13 protein-coding genes are annotated in these 18,945 nt (G+C 44.0%); 1 reads left to right on the forward strand and 12 read right to left on the reverse strand.

What is annotated here, in order from left to right; all coding sequences use genetic code 11:
- Window positions 1-19 precede the first annotated feature (19 nt).
- From JMY05_RS08195 to epmB, 7 genes are all read right to left on the reverse strand, one after another.
- Window positions 20-2,320 carry a transglutaminaseTgpA domain-containing protein gene (locus tag JMY05_RS08195; protein ID WP_201614793.1) on the reverse strand — a complete coding sequence of 767 codons (2,301 nt, stop codon included), beginning with the start codon at window positions 2,318-2,320 and terminating at the stop codon, window positions 20-22.
- Window positions 2,317-3,357: a DUF58 domain-containing protein gene (locus JMY05_RS08200; RefSeq protein ID WP_045444351.1), complete on the reverse strand. Its 1,041-nt coding sequence runs from the start codon at window positions 3,355-3,357 to the stop codon at window positions 2,317-2,319. The genes JMY05_RS08195 and JMY05_RS08200 overlap by 4 nt, the downstream gene beginning before the upstream one ends.
- Window positions 3,358-3,534: 177 nt before the next feature.
- Entirely contained in the window at window positions 3,535-4,563 is a 1,029-nt protein-coding gene (locus tag JMY05_RS08205; RefSeq protein ID WP_265089055.1) for an AAA family ATPase, read from the reverse strand.
- A gap of 210 nt (window positions 4,564-4,773) precedes the next feature.
- Complete coding sequence (locus JMY05_RS08210) at window positions 4,774-5,238, reverse strand: c-type cytochrome (protein ID WP_045444348.1); 465 nt, start codon at window positions 5,236-5,238, stop codon at window positions 4,774-4,776.
- 289 nt (window positions 5,239-5,527) lie between these two features.
- Window positions 5,528-7,615 carry an EAL domain-containing protein gene (locus JMY05_RS08215; RefSeq protein ID WP_045444344.1) on the reverse strand — a complete coding sequence of 696 codons (2,088 nt, stop codon included), beginning with the start codon at window positions 7,613-7,615 and terminating at the stop codon, window positions 5,528-5,530.
- Between the two features lie 353 nt (window positions 7,616-7,968).
- Entirely contained in the window at window positions 7,969-9,777 is a 1,809-nt protein-coding gene (locus JMY05_RS08220) for a hypothetical protein (RefSeq protein WP_045444341.1), read from the reverse strand.
- A 220-nt stretch (window positions 9,778-9,997) separates the two neighbouring features.
- Window positions 9,998-11,005, reverse strand: a complete 1,008-nt coding sequence (gene epmB / locus JMY05_RS08225; protein WP_201614795.1) for an EF-P beta-lysylation protein EpmB — start codon at window positions 11,003-11,005, stop codon at window positions 9,998-10,000.
- Between the two features lie 167 nt (window positions 11,006-11,172).
- On the opposite strand from epmB, the gene efp reads away from it, so the two are divergent.
- A complete protein-coding gene (gene efp / locus JMY05_RS08230) occupies window positions 11,173-11,748 on the forward strand; it encodes an elongation factor P (RefSeq protein WP_045444336.1) in 576 nt (191 codons plus the stop codon).
- 306 nt (window positions 11,749-12,054) lie between these two features.
- Here the strand turns inward: efp and JMY05_RS08235 are convergent, their stop codons facing one another.
- From JMY05_RS08235 to gspD, 5 genes are all read right to left on the reverse strand, one after another.
- Window positions 12,055-13,872, reverse strand: coding sequence for a GAF domain-containing hybrid sensor histidine kinase/response regulator (locus tag JMY05_RS08235; RefSeq protein WP_227678140.1), 1,818 nt, complete (start codon window positions 13,870-13,872; stop codon window positions 12,055-12,057).
- Between the two features lie 21 nt (window positions 13,873-13,893).
- Window positions 13,894-14,745 (reverse strand): ThiF family adenylyltransferase, encoded by an 852-nt coding sequence (locus JMY05_RS08240; protein ID WP_227678226.1) that lies wholly within the window; start codon window positions 14,743-14,745, stop codon window positions 13,894-13,896.
- A gap of 168 nt (window positions 14,746-14,913) precedes the next feature.
- On the reverse strand, window positions 14,914-15,900 hold the full coding sequence (locus tag JMY05_RS08245; RefSeq protein ID WP_227678141.1) for a TatD family hydrolase: 987 nt from the start codon (window positions 15,898-15,900) through the stop codon (window positions 14,914-14,916).
- Window positions 15,901-16,087: 187 nt separating this feature from the next.
- Complete coding sequence (locus tag JMY05_RS08250; RefSeq protein ID WP_201614799.1) at window positions 16,088-16,276, reverse strand: hypothetical protein; 189 nt, start codon at window positions 16,274-16,276, stop codon at window positions 16,088-16,090.
- 237 nt (window positions 16,277-16,513) lie between these two features.
- Window positions 16,514-18,760 carry a type II secretion system secretin GspD gene (gspD, locus tag JMY05_RS08255; protein ID WP_045444323.1) on the reverse strand — a complete coding sequence of 749 codons (2,247 nt, stop codon included), beginning with the start codon at window positions 18,758-18,760 and terminating at the stop codon, window positions 16,514-16,516.
- Window positions 18,761-18,945: the final 185 nt, after the last annotated feature.

The following is an 18,945-nucleotide window of genomic DNA, read 5'->3' on the forward strand; positions in this document are numbered from 1 at the left end:
GGCTTTCACAAAACAGCCATTAGAACAATTCACGTGCATCTTTCTTCAGCTGTTTCAGGATAGTTTGGTATTCGCTATCATTGGTTTCAAGCGAGCTTAGACGTCCATAACGCAGTTGACGATAGTCCTGCCTCATCTCCATTATTTTTGCTTGCACGATTTCTGAATCACCGCTATCTGTTAGCTTGCTCACTTTACTGCTCTTATTATTACTTTTAGCATTGGTATCAGCGTTAATATCAGTATTTAAATCATTTTCTCGGTCATCAACCGATATTGCCAAGCGCTCAAGCCAAGCCAACTGACCTTCACTTTCATCACGAGCAAGTGATTTATCCACTTTGCCAATACGTTTTGATAGCTGTGCAAGCGGCTGGTCTGCTGGATGCCAGCGCTTGCGGCGGCGTTGCCAAATGACAAAGACCAAAATAGCCATGACGGTAATAGCACTAACTGCCAACCAAATAATTTGTTGCATCACTGAGCGGATATTAAACCATTTGAGTAGCGAGTCAGCTTGTTTGTCCTGATCGTAACCAACGACATCTTTTTGCCAATAATAGCTGGCTTGGTCGGACAGGCGGCGTAAGGTTTGTAGCATTTGATATTGCTGATAGCTGATTTGTGCGCTAGCGCCATCGCCGAACATTGCCGCTCCTTGTGCCTGCGTCAGCGCATCCATCCCTTGCTCGACACGCTCAGGCGCGACAAAAGCAGTCGGATCGACACGTACCCAGCCTTGACCCTCAAGCCAAACCTCCGTCCAAGCGTGTGCATCCTTTTGCCGCACCTCCCATACATTACCACCGCGGCTCAGCTCACCACCTTGATAGCCGGCGACGACGCGCGCGGGTATGCCAGCGGCGCGCAGCATAAAGGTAAAACTGGAAGAATAATGCTCACAAAACCCCGCTTTGGTCTCAAATAAAAACTCGTCAATACGGTTATTATTCAGCCGTGGCGGTGATAACGTATAACGAAATTCTGTTTGATTAATCCAGCGTTCAATAGCCGCCATATAGCGTACAGGATCTGAGCCTGACTGGGCAAATAACTGCTGGGCTAGTACTTTTGATTTAGGGTTGCCATCAGCTGGCAAGGCAAGATTCAGACGACGCGACTCATCCGAAAGAACAGGGTCAATACGCATCGGTGCAAATTGCAATACTTTATAGCGTAACTGCTGAGTGACGGGCTGATCTTTTAATAAGGTAAAGTTTGAAGTAATACTGACATCTTGGCGCTGGGCAAAAGGATAATCAAGTCCAAATAGCCAGTTTTGCTGCGTCGGCTCTAGGATAATCTCATAGCTGGTAGGCGTAGTTTTTACTGAGTCGGGGACAGTTGCAAAGGCATTCTCAATCCAAGATGGCATTTGCGGGGCAGGTCGCCATTGTCGTTGCTGAGAGCTAGGACGCCATGTAATACCGTCAAAGTCGCTAAACACCAAACCGCGCCAATATAACTGCTGTTGCGGCGGGCGATTATCTGCAAACTCTACCCGAAATGCCAGCTCAGTCGATTGTCCCAAATTGGCAAAATCACCGGGCGACATACTGTCGGATACGCCAGTGGTTGCTTGCTGACCTGATAGCTGTACTGACCATAGTGGTGGCAAGCGCGGGAAGAACAAAAATAATACCACTAATAACGGCAACGCCCCGATACCCAGCACACCCAAAGTACGCAAGCGACCATCACCGCGAGTGTTGCCGTCATCATTAAGCGCAATAAATGCCAATAAAATGATAACTGCACCAACAATCACTTCTAAAGTCGTAACAAGACCTTGATCCATCAAAAACAGCGCAGCAAGAACAAACAGTGATAAATTTAGGACCACATAAGCATCACGCCGTTTATACATCTCCCACAATTTGCTAATGAGACAGAGCACTAAAAACGCCACGCCCATATCCAGTCCAAACGCGGTATTGTAAGTCAGCCATAGACCTGCCAGCCCCAATAAAAAGCCGAGCATTTGCATGCCTTGATAGACACGTTTTAAATGCGCTATTTTTTTGAACTTAGCTTTTATAGACGGTAGCTGTGCGGCGATGCTGACCACCGCAAAACCTATCAACCAAAACGGCAGATGCGCCGCATGAGGTAAAATAACGGTAATTTGAGCAATTAGTACCCAATAATAAGCAGGCAAGGCGAATAGCTTACGAGTCCATTTTGCAGCGCTATCCTGTAGAGCACGATCAGTGACGTTTTGACCCAGTGCCAACTGCTCAAAGCTTGTGGGACTTGTTTCAGGAAAACCTATAAATGTGTTTTCAGCGTCATTTGTAGGGAATCGTTCAGAATTGTTCATAGCGTTTTCGCCAACCTTAGCAAGCACGCTTGTGCAAAACTGTCACCTTCACCCATTGGTGCAGTAGAATGGGTATCATTGGGTAAGCGCATATGAAATGTCACGCCCAGCTCACCTAATTTCATCGCCCCATACGCCAGTTGTGCGAGTTTTTGCTCATGATGTGCTGCTGGCATATCCGCATAATCTAACGTTTGCTCATGACCGACTGGATCAGCAAAGTGCTTGGTCAGCATGCCTTGACCACGTGCTACATGTCCCCACGACACCCGTGCCAGCGACTCGCCTTCAACGTAGTTATCTAGCCGCTCAAAATCATCTTGACCTTGCCGATATTGCCCACCTGTTGGCAAATCTTCCTGACTGGCAACGGCATATTGCGTCTGCCAATCAAACACTTCAGGTTTTGGATAGACCCAAGCAGTACGGGCAAAATAAACATAGGACCACGCCCGCATAATGCCTAAAGGGTAAACCGTTTTTATTTTTAAGCGTGGTAATTCAATCTGACCACGATTCTGCGTCGGTACTGGCAAGCGAATAATTTGCTCGCCTTGCAGTCGTGTCACCAGTATTGAGTGTTTATTATCAGCACCATGTTTGATTTTTTTATGGGCTTTTTTATTATTAGGCTTGCCGTCAGTCTGCTCAAAGCTAAATAACAACTGTCGTCTTGGTTGACGGCTCTCACTGCGCAACTGTAAAGTCACCCAAACAGGCGCGCCCGCTTCTGCCATAGTCACTTCAAGCAAACGTACTTGCAGACCTGAAATGTGCGCAAAGGTTACATGAAAGCTGATAAGCCAAACGCTGACCAAATAAAAACATAAACCTAACACCAAATTATTGCCATAGTTAATGCCAGCGATAAAGGTGATGATTAATAACACTGCATATAGCATCCCTTCACGGCTAAAAAAGATATAGACGTTACGCAAATTGAGGGTGGCACTATCACTTTTGGGCGCACGCGAGGCAAACCAACGGCTTAATGCGGAAGTGGCTGGTACGGTTAAGGCTTTTGGCAAAAAGCGCATGACTACCCTATCCTTACCATAAAATTGATACTCTCATTCATAATTGGTAATAGCTTTAAAACAAATACGCTATGAAACAACAAACAACTAAAAAATAAGTGCTCAGATAACAGTGATTGAAATAACAACTATTTAAATAACAACTATTTAAATAACAACTATTTAAATAACCATCATTTAACTGATAACAGCCACTTCTGCCAATATACGTTGTGCGATGGTCTGTGTCGCCTGCCCACCAGTCACATGCGCTGGGACAAAACGCTGACCGAGACGATGATCTGTGACCGCGGCAAACACCGCTTGGATATCCTCAGGTGTCACTTCCATATGCCCCGATACATACGCATAAGCCTGCGCGGCACGCTGTAGCGACAATACTCCACGCGGTGATAAGCCATGATACTCGGAGCTTGCTCGTGTCTTTGCGACCAATCGCTGCAGATAATCCAAGACCACATCCGCAACATAAACGTGTTTAACACCTTGCTGTGCTAATAAGACCGCCTCGGTATCAAGCACCGCATCTAAATTTTTTAGTAGCTCGCGGCGGTCCTGACCTTTTAATAGCTCACGCTCTGCGGTAGGCGACGGATAACCAAGCGACAAGCATAATAAGAATCTATCTAACTGCGATTCAGGAAGTGGATAGACACCTGCTTGCTGCAAAGGATTTTGGGTTGCAATGACAAAAAACGGCTGCGGCAAAGGATAGGTTTGCCCATCTTGGGTGACTTGCCGTTCTTCCATCGCTTCTAGTAACGCGCTTTGCGTCTTAGGGCTAGAGCGATTAATCTCATCAGCGAGTAGCAGCTGAGTAAAAATAGGACCTGCTCGAAACTCAAATTGCTGTTTCTTTTGATCATAAATGCTCATCCCCAAAATATCTGCTGGCAGCATATCATTGGTGAACTGTACACGGCTAAAGCTCAAGCCTAATAATTGCGCCAAGCCTTGCGCCAACGTCGTCTTGCCCATACCCGGCAAATCTTGCAGTAACAGATGTCCACCTGCCAAAATACCACTCAGCGCAAGCTTAACCACTTGCGGCTTATCTAACACAATATGATTTAACTGCGCCATAAGTTGGGCAATTTTTTGCTGATTGTGACGACAGTCGGCAGCGCTAAAGGTCGACTTATGAATCACCTCTACTGCTGATTGATGTGGTGTTGTAATGGCTCTATCGATAGCTGCGTGGGTCATAGTCAATTATTGGCTCATTTCTTATGGAATTAGTGTTTCTGGGGCGTGTTCTTATTTTGAAAGTGGTGATAAAAATGAGATAAATGGCAGCCAAACAAGGAAAATAGTGCTGATAATATTAACCAATTGTTTGGCGTGGTTTAGCAAAATTCAACCATCTTTAGCCCATTTAGTCGCTTTCGTTTAGCTTGAGGACACGCCATAGATTGTCTATTGCTTTGAGTCATCTTCAGTTATCGGCGCGGCGGCACGAAGCGTTGACAGATAAGCGATGACATCTGCGCGTTCTTGCGCATCGGGCATCGGGTTTGATAGCATTTTTGAGTCTAGCATGGCTTTTTCTGCATCCGCAATATAAGGGTCGAGCGTTTGCGCATCCCATACCCAACCTGATGTTTTTAGCCCGTCACTATAGGTGTAATCTTCCAGCTCAGCGGCGGGCGCACCGTATATATTCATCAGCTGCGGACCTTTTTTGTTGAGCCCCGCATTCAGCTGATGACATTGACCACAAGCGTCTTGGTAAATGATCGCGCCGTTATCAGCATCACCTTCCGTATAGAGCGGCAATGTCACAGCAGCACGATGATCCGGTGGCGTACTTTCTCCGCAAGCGCTGAGCAATAAAACAGCAGCAAATATACTGCTTATTTGATATTTATTAATGATGGGCATTTTCGGCAATCTTTGGTTAAGGAATGTCAGCTATAGATGAACAATATAGATAATAAGGTAGGGTCAAACACATGCAAAGTGGAACCCTCTTCACATCTAAACAGCTGCTTGTAAAAACATAACGTTATTTATTGGGGCATATCGAGCCAATAAACAACGCTTATAGGACAGTTTGAGTAAGGCTTTTGTAATGTATGACGATAAAAAATTTATGAGCTATTAAGCCGTGTCGAGTATTCCATAAATAGGCACTTTTGATAGTTGCATATCAAACGGATCCTAAATGACGTTAGGTCGCAACCTTTATCGTACTGCTGGGTTCTTCTAGATAATAGCCTTGTAAATAGCGCGCGCCCACGCTCCAAGCAACGGACATGGTCGCCGCATCTTCAATATAAGGCATCAATACGTCCACATTGACTTCATTAGTACGCATAATAAGTGATTTGACAGTTTCTAAATTGTCTGCTGAGTCAATGCCATCCACATAGCTGCGTGCTAAACGCACCATATCTGGCTGCACAAAACTGACAATCTCTATGGATTTGGCAGAAGAACCGAAGTTATTGATGCCCATCTGACAGCTGACTTGACTAAGGGCGGCAAACTGTGTTTTTGCCACTGTAAGATGGTCTGAGACGTCTTTTTCGTTGAACTGCAAGGTGAGCACACCAGCTGCACCGCCCACCGCTTTTATAAGCTGACTGGCAACACTAGGCAGTTTTTTGTCTATCAATGAGGCACTAGTCAATTGCACTAGCAATCTGGCTTCAGGATGTGTTTTACGTACCTCATTGACCTTTTTACAGGCATTGATGAGCACCCAACGATCTATTTTTTCGAGCAATTTATGCGTCTTGGCGACTGCCATAAATTGATCAGGCGTCAATATCGTATTGTCCGCATCCGCCAATGGCAACCGCAGATATACTTCAAAAAAGTCGCTTCGGTCATTGTTAATATCATATATTGGCTGGAAAGATAACTCAAAACGGCTATTGGCAATGGCATCAACTAAAGATTCGGCAAGCGCATGATCATCACTATTGGCATGCTCGCTTGGATCATATAAATGATAGGTGCCGCCATGATTAGAGGTCTCTATCATAATCTGATTGATGGCATCCATTGCTCGTTCAAGCACGATACTTGGCTCTGCTGTATTGGTTTCGATTTTGACAATCCCAATACTGACAGTCGTACTGGTCGTACGCTTGTCTACTTCAATGAGCATATCACTGATACGTGAACCAATATGCTTAGCCAGTGTTTCAAGCTCTGTGGTGCTCTTGTCCTCGACCAGTATGGTAAAGGCGGTATCACTAAAACGACTCACATGCCCGTCTGATATCAGCTCATCTAATGCATAGGCGACTTGCTTGACGGTCGCATCTACCCCTTGCAAACCTAAACTGCTTCTTATTTTACCGACATTATCGAGCTGAATATACAAAAGCCCAGCCGTCATTATACCTTGACGTGCTTGCTGGTACACGATTGCCATTTGTTCTTCAAAGCCGCGGCGGTTGTTGATTCCTGTCAGGCTGTCTTTGCATTCAGCGGCTGCCAAACGCTTGGCGACTTCCGCACTATTATTATGGTTTTGTTGGATAATAACCTGCGTCACTGGCTCGCCATCTAAGGTCGCGGCTGCCAATTGTAGCTTTGCCTCAAAAGTACTGCCATCCATCCGCTTACTTTCAAAATTGAACTCGACTTCTTGGCGGCTGCCTTTATCAAATTGACGTAAAAACTGTTTGAAACCCTTAACGTTATCACCGCCTGCAATCAGGTCAACAACAGGCACGCCTATGGCATCATTAATCGACTCAAAACCAAAAAGCTGAAGATAAGGGTCATTGGCAAAAATATGGATACCCTGATCAATATAAGCGACCGCACTTTTAGAGTTTTTAATCAATACGTTGGCGCGTTGCTCTGCTTCAGAGAGAACATGGCGCAACGTTCTAAGCTCACGGCGACTGCGTAAATTATCATGCTGTAGACAGATAGACATCACTACTGCCATCTCTTGATCTACTTTGAGCGATTTGACCATCGTGCCGCTAATAATATCAGGTAGCCCCTCATCGTTATTGGCGGACGCTGCCATCTCTTCATTGAATAGGCAGATCATAGGCAAATCAATACTTTGCTCTTGAACGACGCCCACCACATCGGTGAAACTCATATCATAAGCATTGCCAAACACCAAGACATCCCACGGTTGTCGAAGTGACTTTAACAGCTCCTCTTTATCGTCCAAAAACCCTAAATTGATGGTGTCATAATAGCAACCTAGTAAGTGCACAAGGCGCTCAGCGTAGAGCTGATCGTCATCAATGACTAAGAGGTTTAAGATGGACTGAGTACGCATAAGAAGCCTTTTGGATCTTGTGATCTTATTTTTATGTTTGATACCCTACACCTTTTCCAAGCATTAACCCAGCAAGGAAAATACTATCAGGGATAGGCTTAGCGGTTTTTAGTAGATTGGCATCGTCTTTCGAATCAAGGCGACATCTTGGCGAAGCAAAAACATCGTATAAACGAACATAACTGTATCAATCATTATAGACAATAACTTGACTGATTGCAGACTAACTTATCATCATTATTCAGTACATTTATTCACTGCTATCATCGAATAAAAAATTCAATAAAGTAACCTTTAAGCCAGCATTTATTGACATTACTATTTGACAACTTTTCCATAGACGCTCAAACAAACTATAGCTGCACCACCTCATACTGGCTGAATTCATCCGTAATCAGCAACCTCTGCCCCAAACGTAAAGGGGTTTGTTTGCTATTAATACGCATAATGACTCTATCATCGGTCTGAAAGTAAGAAGTCGGTACAATCAAAGTACCAGTGGTTTGTAGTCGCTCATCTCTACCAAGGATAAATGCTGGCACAAAATGGCGACTACGCGTTTCTCTACCTTCTAAACGCAAGCCACAAGCCACTAGCTGATGTCCGAGTACTTGCCACTCGATCTCTGGGTTTTTGCTATCAAAATCAAGCCAGCGCGCCACGCCCATTGACCAATCAGGCGACGTGATTGTATCAGATCGACAGACTAAAAAAAGGCTCATCATATGTAATGCTGGCGGTGCAGTCGTCGCAGATGCATTCTCATCAGCTACTATATTAAGGCTATTTTCATGAACACTTTCTTCATGAAAGTGGTCTTTATTATTAAGGCTATTTTCATGAACACTTTCTTCATGAAAGTGGTCTTTATTTAAAGTATCTACTGTTGGTGATAATCGTAGGGTACGAAATAATGACAAATCATCATTACGATCAAAGGTTTCACTGGCTAATACGTGGCTGCTGTCTTGTTTTTTATTCACGGTATCATAACGAGGACGCTGCTCATCTGGTAACTCTTTTATAGCGATTAAACTGGTAAAGCTATGCGAATGGCTCACCCGATAATGAATATTATTAAAACCTGTAATCAAAACAGCGTCTTCTTTCGCACTATGTTTAGTCGCTAGGGTAAGCGGCGGCTGTAAATAGCGGTAATTGAGCGTCATCGCTATTTTATTAAGCAAGTGACTCTCAACGCCATCACCCCCTTCCTTAACTAAAGCCTGTTTGCGTCGTTTAAGATACTCAACCAGCGGGGCAATTTCTATAAATAAACAGTGATAGCGATCGTCGTATGGGTTAATTGTAGAGCTGGCCGTCAGGTAAGTTGGTGGATTGTCACTTTGTAAATCAACGAACACGCGGGTCTCGGTGGTTGGCTCAATCGTCGCAACGATATGCTTAGCCCATTCAGGTAACAAACGTTGGACGAGCAGAATATTGGGACGACGCATGGCACGTACATTTAATAGACTGTATAGACAAATTTGGCAATACAGCTGATGAACCGTCTTGGCACGCTGGGTGCCTGCCGTAACACTCATATTAATCTCAGCCGCATGGTACTGATAAGCAAGGTAATACAGCTGATTGATTTTGTGCCATAAGTAAGATGAGGGTTTTTGATAGCACAGTGCTTCTTCGCCCAATAGCTTCTGGTACATTAGCAGCGTCTGGTAAATAGCAATGGCGAGTGTCGTTGATGAGGACTTATCGCCATTAAAATAGCGCTGCCAGCCATTACTTGCAGCGTATTTTCGCTGATTATTGAGTAATGAGGTTTTATGACGTATCACTCTGTCATAGACCATAATCATTGAATAATATAGCGACTTTATTTGAGCCACATAACCCATTTGAATGTCGCTAAGCACACCTGTCTCATAAATATAAGACTGTCGCAAAGTGGCAATTAACTGATCTGAGGCGTCTATCACCGTCGCCATAAGGGTAAGACGTTGCGACTCATCTATATTGGCCACACGTAGTACCGTAAGTATTTTTGCTAATTGTTCAGCTTGCTGTGCTTGCGTTTGCGAAGGTAACGCTGCCAACAATTTTAGCAAATAACCTTCTTGGCCATTAGCGGATCGCTTAGAAACTAGTGGCAATGCCTCTGTAGAAGATAGGTGCTCTTGAAACGTCGATAAAGTTATCATCAGTATTCCTAGTAACCTTGAGTAACTTGGCAGGAGGCAAATATTCAACCATGCCGTATGCAACAACACAAGATAAAAGATACAAATCAGCAGCAACCATCAAAATCGACAGCACCCATTTTTAGTAACGATTACGTTCTATAGCATCATCTAACCGCATGCCCAGCTTCTAAAAACCACGCTTTGTTCACTAATTTTTCAATATACCATAGTGCCTATATTAACGATCATTGTAAATATCAATCGGTACTTTGAAAGGTTTATTTGGTAGCTCTCTGACCAGCTTGGGTACCAAGTAACCAGGGAGTGCTGCCAACAATGACCAATACAGATCAATTGCGAAGCGCTCATCATTATCGAAATGTGCGGCACCAGCCACTTTGTCTAATACATGTAGATAATAAGGCAGTACCCCACAGGAAAACAAACGCTGACTTAATTGTGTTTGAACAGCAACGCTATCATTGATGCCTTTTAATAGCACCGCTTGATTCAATAAAGTGATGCCAGCCGCTCGAGCACGTTGCAGATGTTCTGCTGTTAAGGCATCGATTTCATTGGCATGATTACAGTGGATGACCATCACAATATGACAGCGACTTTGAGACAGTCTGGTCAATAACGCATCATCCAAACGCGATGGTATGACCAGTGGCAAGCGCGTATGTAAGCGAATAGTGGTCAATTGCGGGAGTGACTCTAAAGTATCTAGCCAAGCAAACAGGCGTCTATTTGTCACATTCAGTGGATCACCGCCACTCAAAATCACCTCATTAATCTCAGGGTGTGCGGTAATGTAATCAATGATATTTTCTTTGGCATCAGCCGTCGGCATATTGGCACTATAATCAAAATGCTGACGGAAACAGTAACGACAATGAATGGCACAAGCACCTGTCACGGTCAATAATACTCTGGATTGGTACTTATGCAGCATACCTTTGACTGGGTTTTGCGTATTCTCGCTCAAAGGATCCGCCACATAGCCCGTTACCTTGATTTGCTCGCGTTGATCAGGCAATACTTGTCTCAGTAAAGGATCATTGCTATCGCCGATACTCATTTTTGCCACAAATCCACGTGGTACGCGCAGCTCAAAATGCTTAGGTACATAAACCTCTGCCCGCAATGATTCTAGCTTTAGGATGCTTAACAGCTCATCGATAGACGTAATGGCCTCGGATAATTGCGTTTGCCAGTTTTTTTGTGTGATTAAATGGTTTATCATGACAACCTAATACCTGTGCCCAAAAGTCGCTATTATACGCGCTTAGTGCGTAGCCTATCAAAGCATACGACCTATCCTTTAAACACTTAGCGTAATAAGCGATTTTAACGCAGCAAGCTATTCATTCCCTTATCTACCACCCTATTTATAACCCCTAGGAGTTTCTTGTGGCAAGTTTTTCTACTAATGAATTTAAAGCTGGTCTAAAAGTCATGCTCGATGGCAACCCTTGTGCCATTCTTGAAAACGAGTTTGTCAAACCAGGTAAAGGTCAAGCCTTTAACCGTGTTAAATTGCGCAACCTTCGTAGTGGTAAAGTATTGGAACAAACCTTTAAGTCAGGCGATAGCTTAGAAGCTGCTGATGTCATGGACACTGAAATGAACTATCTATATAACGATGGTGAGTTTTGGCATTTCATGCACCCTGAAAGTTTTGAGCAGATTCAAGCGGACAAAACAGCGATGGGCGATTCAATAAAGTGGCTAAAAGAAAACAGCAATGCACTATGTACCATCACTTTATTCAACGGTACTCCTCTTTCAGTAACACCGCCTAACTTTGTTGAGTTGCAAATCACTGAAACAGATCCTGGTGTGCGTGGTGATACTTCAGGTGGTGGCGGCAAACCTGCCAAGTTAGAGACAGGTGCTGTCGTCCGTGTGCCGTTGTTTGTACAACAAGAAGAAGTCGTGCGTGTTGATACTCGCACAGGTGACTATCAAACTCGCGTTAGCCAATAGCATGTAAAAGTCATAGCGCTCGACATAATAGGACTTATATAATAGAACTTAACAGTTAGCCTCTAGCTGTTATTCCACAAAAAAAGCTGAACTACTGATAAAGCGGTTCAGCTTTTTTTATTTATGAATATTTTTTTAATTTTGTCTCTGTAGTTGATTTGATTAAAAAGTACTCCAAAGCAACCGAATAAAAATTCATATGGAGTATGTCAAACAAGGTTAACGCTGTGGTTTTTTATAGTGGATGAACTGTCGCTATTGATGACAGCGATGATAAATAACCTTCTATACATTTTTACCAAACCACTACTCTGCTGATGAGTGTTTCTGTATCAGCCAATATTGTACCAATGCATTCAACTGCTCTTGTTTAAAAGGCTTGGTACAATAATCTTGCATCCCAACTTTTAAATACTTTTCGCGCTCACCGTCCATTGCATTGGCGGTCAACGCAATAATAGGTGGTAATGATTGAGGATCATAAAGTTCATGCAATTTAATAGTGGCCTGTACACCATCTAAAATAGGCATGTGATGGTCCATTAAAATAACATCATAACGCTCAGGTGAGAGCGCAAAAATTTCAATAGCCTGCTGCCCATCAGTGACATGCGTGACCGTATGACCACTATTATTCAGGGCTTTTTTAGCGATAATGGCATTGACGGTATCGTCTTCAACCAACAATATATGACCAGCACGCTCATGGGTCGGCTCAATCATCGTAAAGTCATTTGACTCTTGCCACATCTCATACTGGTTTTCATCAATAGTCGGTAGCGGTAATAAAACACTGAACGTAGTGCCCACACCCACTTCGCTATCCACATCGATATAACCACCCATCAAATCAACCAAAGACTTACAAACCGAGAGTCCTAGACCTGTACCACCATAAAGACGGTGGGTGAATTTGTTTGCTTGGTCATAAGCATCAAATATCGCATCCAATGACTCAGCTTTGATGCCGACGCCTGTATCGGTGACTTCAATGCATAGGGTCATGACTTCATGATAGATGGTATTACTGATAGCTTCTTGAGCCGTTATTTTGCTGAGATCACTTGCTGAAATACCTTGAGCGCGATATTGGTCAGCGCTTTCATCGTCAAAACCATCACAATGACAATTGGGTACATGTTTGACATCAATAGTGACTCGTCCACCCTCACGAGTAAATTTAATCGCATTATTAACAAGGTTTGCTAAAATTTGTTTGAGGCGTACCGGATCGCCTTGCACATAGGGCGATAACGACTCGGTATAATGGTAGTCTAAAATGAGTCCTCGCTGACGTGCTTTGACAGCAAAGAGGCTGACCACCTCATTACATAATGCGGATAAGTTAACAGGAATAGAATCAATGGTCATTTTCCCAGATTCTACTTTCGATAAATCTAAAATCCCGTTAATGATCGCCATCAAATGCTCATTGGAAACTTTGATATTGTCCACGTATTCTTGTTGCTCACTGCTAAGTTTGGTCTCACCGAGCATCTCTACCATACCAATAATGCCATTCATCGGTGTACGGATTTCATGACTCATATTGGCCAAAAAGTCTGATTTCATCTCATTGGCATGTTTGGCATCACGCTGCTTATCCTGTAGCTGCAAGGCATCAGCCGCCATCATCGCAAATTGAGCCAACACCTTTGCTTTTTGCTCATCAAAGTCATGATTGGGCTTCATATCCATCACACACAGCGAGCCCAAACGATAGCTTTTATTGTCCTCATGCAAGATAATTGGCGCACCAGCATAAAACTGTAGGTACGGCGATTCTGTTACTAGGGGATTGTGGCTAAAACGACTGTCTTTGGTCAAGTCTGGTACTACAAAGACGTCGTTAGAAAGCACGGTATAATTGCAAATAGCCACTTCACGCGTCGTTCGGCAAACACCGCCCAGTCCTTGGACAGATTTTAGATACTGTGTTTCTTCGTCCATGAAAGTGATGGTCACAACTGGTACATCAAAAAATAGCTTCGCCAGATCAATTAGACGCTTAAATGCAGGCTCATCATTGTCGTTGAGCACCTGATACTTCCTAAGCTTATTGATGCGCTCTACTTCATCTGCCGCTACTGGGTAGCTGTGTTTAGGTGCGTTCAATATAGACAAGATAGACTCCATTAAATAAGATCAGACGCTCGGCTTGATGCCCGCCTGTTTTATTAATAACTGTAATGCTTCACTCACCATAATCATCGCAACCACCGATGTGACCACTACTGCTGAGCCGTACCCACCACACTGCAAACCGCCTGTCTGACAACTCTTATCTACACGCGGTGGCTCTGTAGAGTAGACACATTTGATCCCGAACTTTTCTTTTAGTGTACTATTAATGCCTTTTTCGTGGCGCAGCTTATTGCGTAATTTGGCAAGTAAAGGATCTTGGTAACTGTCACGCAAGTCGCTCACCCTAATCTGACTAGGGTCTATCTTGCCACCTGCGCCGCCTGCACAAACCAGTTTTAATTTATTAAAACGACAATGTAGCGCGATGGCAAGCTTGGCATTCATATCATCTGCGCAGTCCAAAATAACCATAGGTCTGCCTTGAGCAACAGCGGTTTTTGCTTCATCGCGACTTGGCAATAAAGTGGCGACATTTTCTACAGTTAAAAAATCATCGATCAAGTTTAGTGTTACTTTGGGATTAATTTCACGAATACGGGTGGCCATCGCTGCAATTTTACTCTCACCAAAGGTGCTGTCTAGTGCAGGCAACTGCCGATTGACATTGGACGCAACCAAAACGTCCAAATCGATCAACGTAATAGTGCCCACTGCCGTTCTTGCCAAAGCCTCAGCTGCCCAAGAACCAACACCTCCAACGCCAATAACGTATACGTGCGCATCGGCAAAAGTAGTGACAGCTGTCGTACCATAAAGAGTGCGCGTACCTTGAAAACGGCGCTCATATTGCACATTGTCTTCGCTAAGCTCTTCTGTCTTTGTAACGTCTTCGGTGCCAATGGACTCTGTCATTATTTGCTCAAATGGTTGTATTTCACTCATAACAGATTAAATGCTCTTTTAAATTATTTTGGTGGCGCTTATATTACGTCAATTTCTTTATTCACGGCTATCTCATTCACTATCATATCAATGGCTAGCCATACAATAAACCGTCAGTGACTAAAATATGTGGCACTATTACAACGGATAATCCCATTTTGTTTGCAAAGCACTGCAACTGTTGTGCCACAATTGCTTAGCAAGACTGGCGGGTGGTACATTGAGCAACTCACTCAAGCTTAGCAATACCCATGGCAAGTTGGCAGGTACATTTCTATTATGTACGGCTGTACTCCTCCGTGCACTGTCTGAGTTTTGAGTTGGCACTGATGAATCATGGTCAGATATTTGGCACATGATAGGCGTCATATCAGGGCAATCCGTTTCTATCACCAAACATTCAACACCATAGCTATCAACCGCTGCTTGAATGGCGCGGCGCAGTTTCTTGGCATTGGGATTAGTGATTTGACCGGTAACCCCAAGCTTAAATCCCAACTTAACAAATGCTTTGGCTTCTTGCGTCCCACCACTAAAACTATGCGCGATACCGCCAAGTTTGTGCGCATCGTAGTCATGCGCTTTTAGTATGGCCAATGCTTCTGCATGTGCTTTACGAATATGCAGCATCACTGGCAGCTGGTGAGTCACCGCCATGTCCAATTGTGCCTTAAAAAATCGTACTTGTTTGGCAAATATGTCAGGCGCTTTCATCGCCTCAGTAAAGGTGTCTAAACCAATCTCGCCGATTGCTAATGGGCGTTTATCAGCAATCCTTTTTGCCATAGCGATTAAATGATCGTCAGTATGCTGTTTGATATAAAAAGGATGCAAACCGACCGCAACATGGCTACTAAAATTTGACACTTTTTGTCTATCGACATTGGCTGTCGTAGGTAATGACAGCGTATTTAACAGGCGCTCAGTCTTATACATCCGCTCAAAATGCTGATTTAGATAACCCACTAATACTAGATGGCGCACTCCCTGATTGTGAGCCTGCTGCGTCAGTATTTCTCTATCATCATCAAATATAGGGGCATCAAAATGAGTATGCGTGTCAATGAGAGGATAAATAGTAGGTAAGGGCTGTTTGATCATCTTAGGTGAAGCGATAGGGGTCATTGTTAGACTCCAAAATTAATAGTTTTCAGCGAGGCGTTCCGTGATTTGTCATTCAATAGACATTATTTGTCATTTTGTAGCAATAACCACGTCAATGAACACTTTAGAATGGCAACTTTATTTAAAATGATTTCGACAGTTAAAAAATGCCAATCAACAAAAGAGCTTTTGATAAGTAAAGAGACCTTCAACACGCCCTATTAGTATTATCATGATTGGCTTTTGCATTGTGCCCATCTGAGTGCTCATCTGATACATTGTGCTCATCTAACGCTCTGGTATCAGCCTGTCGACTGCTACGCCGAGGAATCACCAATAAGGCGGTGGCAGCGACTGCTAATAAAAACCACTTTTTAGCATTTCTATGATGTGTCATTGCTTCCACCCCTACCTTTATATCATTATCTACTATATTTATCAGCAAGTGTTCATACTTACTACTCAATTACTCATTAGTATACTGCGATATAAAAACTGCTATGTTTATCTGTGTTATGAATACGCAAGCTAATGTACGGCGTAGTTTGTTGATTACACCGTGTCTCTATATGCTATAAGAATAGAAGGCGAGCGCTTTACTAACCTATCATTAATAAAGCGCTTTTTTGAGTTCTTAACGGTTTAAAGGGTAAGTTGTCATACCATTATTAGGACTGTCTACTTTGGTAAAACCTTGAGACTGAGACTTTGGTGTCTGATCGCGCTTAGGAACAAGGGGATTGAGCGGTATCAACTCATAATCTGCGCTAACATCGCCATTCCAACCTTCCGTACCGCTCAATGGCAGCTGTTTAATGGTGCCGTTTTTATCAATGACCAACTGCAGGACGCGCATTTGGTTAAATTTGCGCTCGGTGACACTGGCGACTGCCCTACCATCACGTAAAATGGTTGGCTGTAAAAATATGATTAAATTACTTTTTTGCGTCGTGTCATTGTCAGAGCGGAATAGTCGACCAATGACTGGTACATTACCCAAGCCAGGGACTTTTTGTTGGCGCGTGGTGCTGTTTTCACGCATCAAGCCACCAAGAGCAATGGTCTGCTGATCATCAGCCAGAATCGTCGTATTGATGAGGCTTTTATTGGTGATCAAACCACTGGCGTTACCCGTACTGCCCGGCACCACCGACGAAACTTCTTGCGAGACTTCCAAGCGTACGGTGCCATTGTCGCCAATATGAGGAATGACATTTAGGTTGATACCAATATCCTGACGATCAATGGTTTGAAAGGGGTTGCTAGAATCGTTGCCGCTGGTGGTAAAGGAGCCTGTCACAAAAGGCACGTTTTGACCCACTAAAATACTGGCTTTTTCGTTGTCCAATGTCAAAATTGATGGCATAGAAAGCAGATTGGCACTGGTAGAAGAATCAAGCGCTTGCAAGATAGCCCCATAAAACTGGGTGTTTCCCTGACTGTCTTTGCTGCTATCACCAATACCAATCAAAGCACCAGCTATCGAGCCTGCTGCTGCACTGATACTGGCGGCACCGCCACCCAACGCCGCGGCAGCAAGTGCTGTAGCACTCGCGCCTACGTTATTGAAGTTTACGACTCCGTAGCCGCTATTGGCATTGCCAAGCGCCCATTGCACACCAAGCTGGGTCGCATCATCACCTGACACTTCTACAATAGCCGCTTGAATCAATACTTGCGCGCGGCGACTGTCCAACTGATTGACCGCATCTTCAATCTCAAACATTAGCTCAGGTGCTGCATTGACAATAACGGCATTTTGGGTTTCATCAGCGATAATACTAAAAGGTCGCCCGCCAACACCTGTACCAGTACTACTCGAATTGGCACCAGAGGTCGCTGAGGTCGACGCGTTGTTAGTCGTGTTAGTGCTAGACTCATTAGTCAAAGTAGCACCCGTGCTACTGGAATCGTTCAATGATGCCGACTCTAACGAGGACGTTGCTCCAGCGCTATTAATAGATTGATTGGCGAGCAATCCGCGTAGCATATCTGCAATATGACCTGCACTGGCGTATTTTAATCGAAAGACGCGCAGACCACTCAAACGCCTTGTAGGCGTGGTGTCCAATTGATTGACCATCTCTTTGACTTTAGCAATCATCTCCGGACTGCCTTTCACCAACAATCTATCACTAGAGGTGTCAGCGATGACTTTAAGCTGGTTATTACCGCCTTGTGCTTGCCCGCTACCAGCGCTTGCAACCAAGGCGCTAATCAATTCCATCATACGCTCAGCATCGACGTGACGTAGTGGTATCACTTGCAAACTGTCATTGACGTTGCTATCTAAATCGCGGATAAGCGACGTCAGCTGGTTAAGACTATCTGCACGATCGGACAATACCAAGGCATTGACACCAGGCACGGCAGCGGCATGAGCTGATTGAGGCATAAGCGGACGGATGACACCCAGCACTTCTGCAGCTTGGGTATTGGTTAAATAAATAACACGAGTAGCTAATGCCTCACCAACACTGTCACCACGTAAATCAACAGCCACGCCAGATTGTTTGGCGACATTATCTGGCACCAATTTGATGGTCGTTCCCGAGTCAATCGCTGCAATACCGTTGACTTGCATCACACTCAAAAACAGCTGATAGATTTCGTCACGGGACAAGGCTTTGTTGGAAATCACCGTCACATTGCCATTAATACGCGGATCAAGGACAAAGTTTTGGTCAGTGATGGTTGCCACCTCATTAATAAAGGCTTTGATATCGGCATCTTGTAAGTTGACTTTCCAGCTCTCAGCACTCGCAAGACCCGTACTGGCAGCCCATAATGGTACGGCTAGGCAAAGAGGACGACACAGGCGCATCAGGCGCTGCAAAACATGGTACAGAGGCGTGACTGAAAAATTATGAAAACTTACCATATTGATGATTACCTACAGTGATGTCGCTTAGTATGTACTGGATTTATTGTGTGCTAAGGTGCTCAATGATTGCTTTGCTCACTTAATATTCTGCCCATAATGGCATTATTTAAGTGGCACTATCTAAATACTTGTTTACTTAAAACTTGTTTATTCAAAATAAGAGTTCTCACCCATTTATTGTG

The organism is Psychrobacter sp. JCM 18902 (assembly GCF_904846615.1).
In the GTDB taxonomy this organism is placed as follows: domain Bacteria; phylum Pseudomonadota; class Gammaproteobacteria; order Pseudomonadales; family Moraxellaceae; genus Psychrobacter.

What these genes read in the sequence shown, in the direction of transcription:
- JMY05_RS08195 (WP_201614793.1), bottom strand. Translation starts at nt 2,320, where the DNA reads ATGAACAATTCTGAACGATTCCCTACAAATGACGCTGAAAACACATTT.
- JMY05_RS08200 (WP_045444351.1), bottom strand. Translation starts at nt 3,357, where the DNA reads ATGCGCTTTTTGCCAAAAGCCTTAACCGTACCAGCCACTTCCGCATTA.
- JMY05_RS08205 (WP_265089055.1), bottom strand. Translation starts at nt 4,563, where the DNA reads ATGACCCACGCAGCTATCGATAGAGCCATTACAACACCACATCAATCA.
- JMY05_RS08210 (WP_045444348.1), bottom strand. Translation starts at nt 5,238, where the DNA reads ATGCCCATCATTAATAAATATCAAATAAGCAGTATATTTGCTGCTGTT.
- JMY05_RS08215 (WP_045444344.1), bottom strand. Translation starts at nt 7,615, where the DNA reads ATGCGTACTCAGTCCATCTTAAACCTCTTAGTCATTGATGACGATCAG.
- JMY05_RS08220 (WP_045444341.1), bottom strand. Translation starts at nt 9,777, where the DNA reads ATGATAACTTTATCGACGTTTCAAGAGCACCTATCTTCTACAGAGGCA.
- epmB (WP_201614795.1), bottom strand. Translation starts at nt 11,005, where the DNA reads ATGATAAACCATTTAATCACACAAAAAAACTGGCAAACGCAATTATCC.
- JMY05_RS08240 (WP_227678226.1), bottom strand. Translation starts at nt 14,745, where the DNA reads ATGACAGAGTCCATTGGCACCGAAGACGTTACAAAGACAGAAGAGCTT.
- JMY05_RS08245 (WP_227678141.1), bottom strand. Translation starts at nt 15,900, where the DNA reads ATGACCCCTATCGCTTCACCTAAGATGATCAAACAGCCCTTACCTACT.
- JMY05_RS08250 (WP_201614799.1), bottom strand. Translation starts at nt 16,276, where the DNA reads ATGACACATCATAGAAATGCTAAAAAGTGGTTTTTATTAGCAGTCGCT.
- gspD (WP_045444323.1), bottom strand. Translation starts at nt 18,760, where the DNA reads ATGGTAAGTTTTCATAATTTTTCAGTCACGCCTCTGTACCATGTTTTG.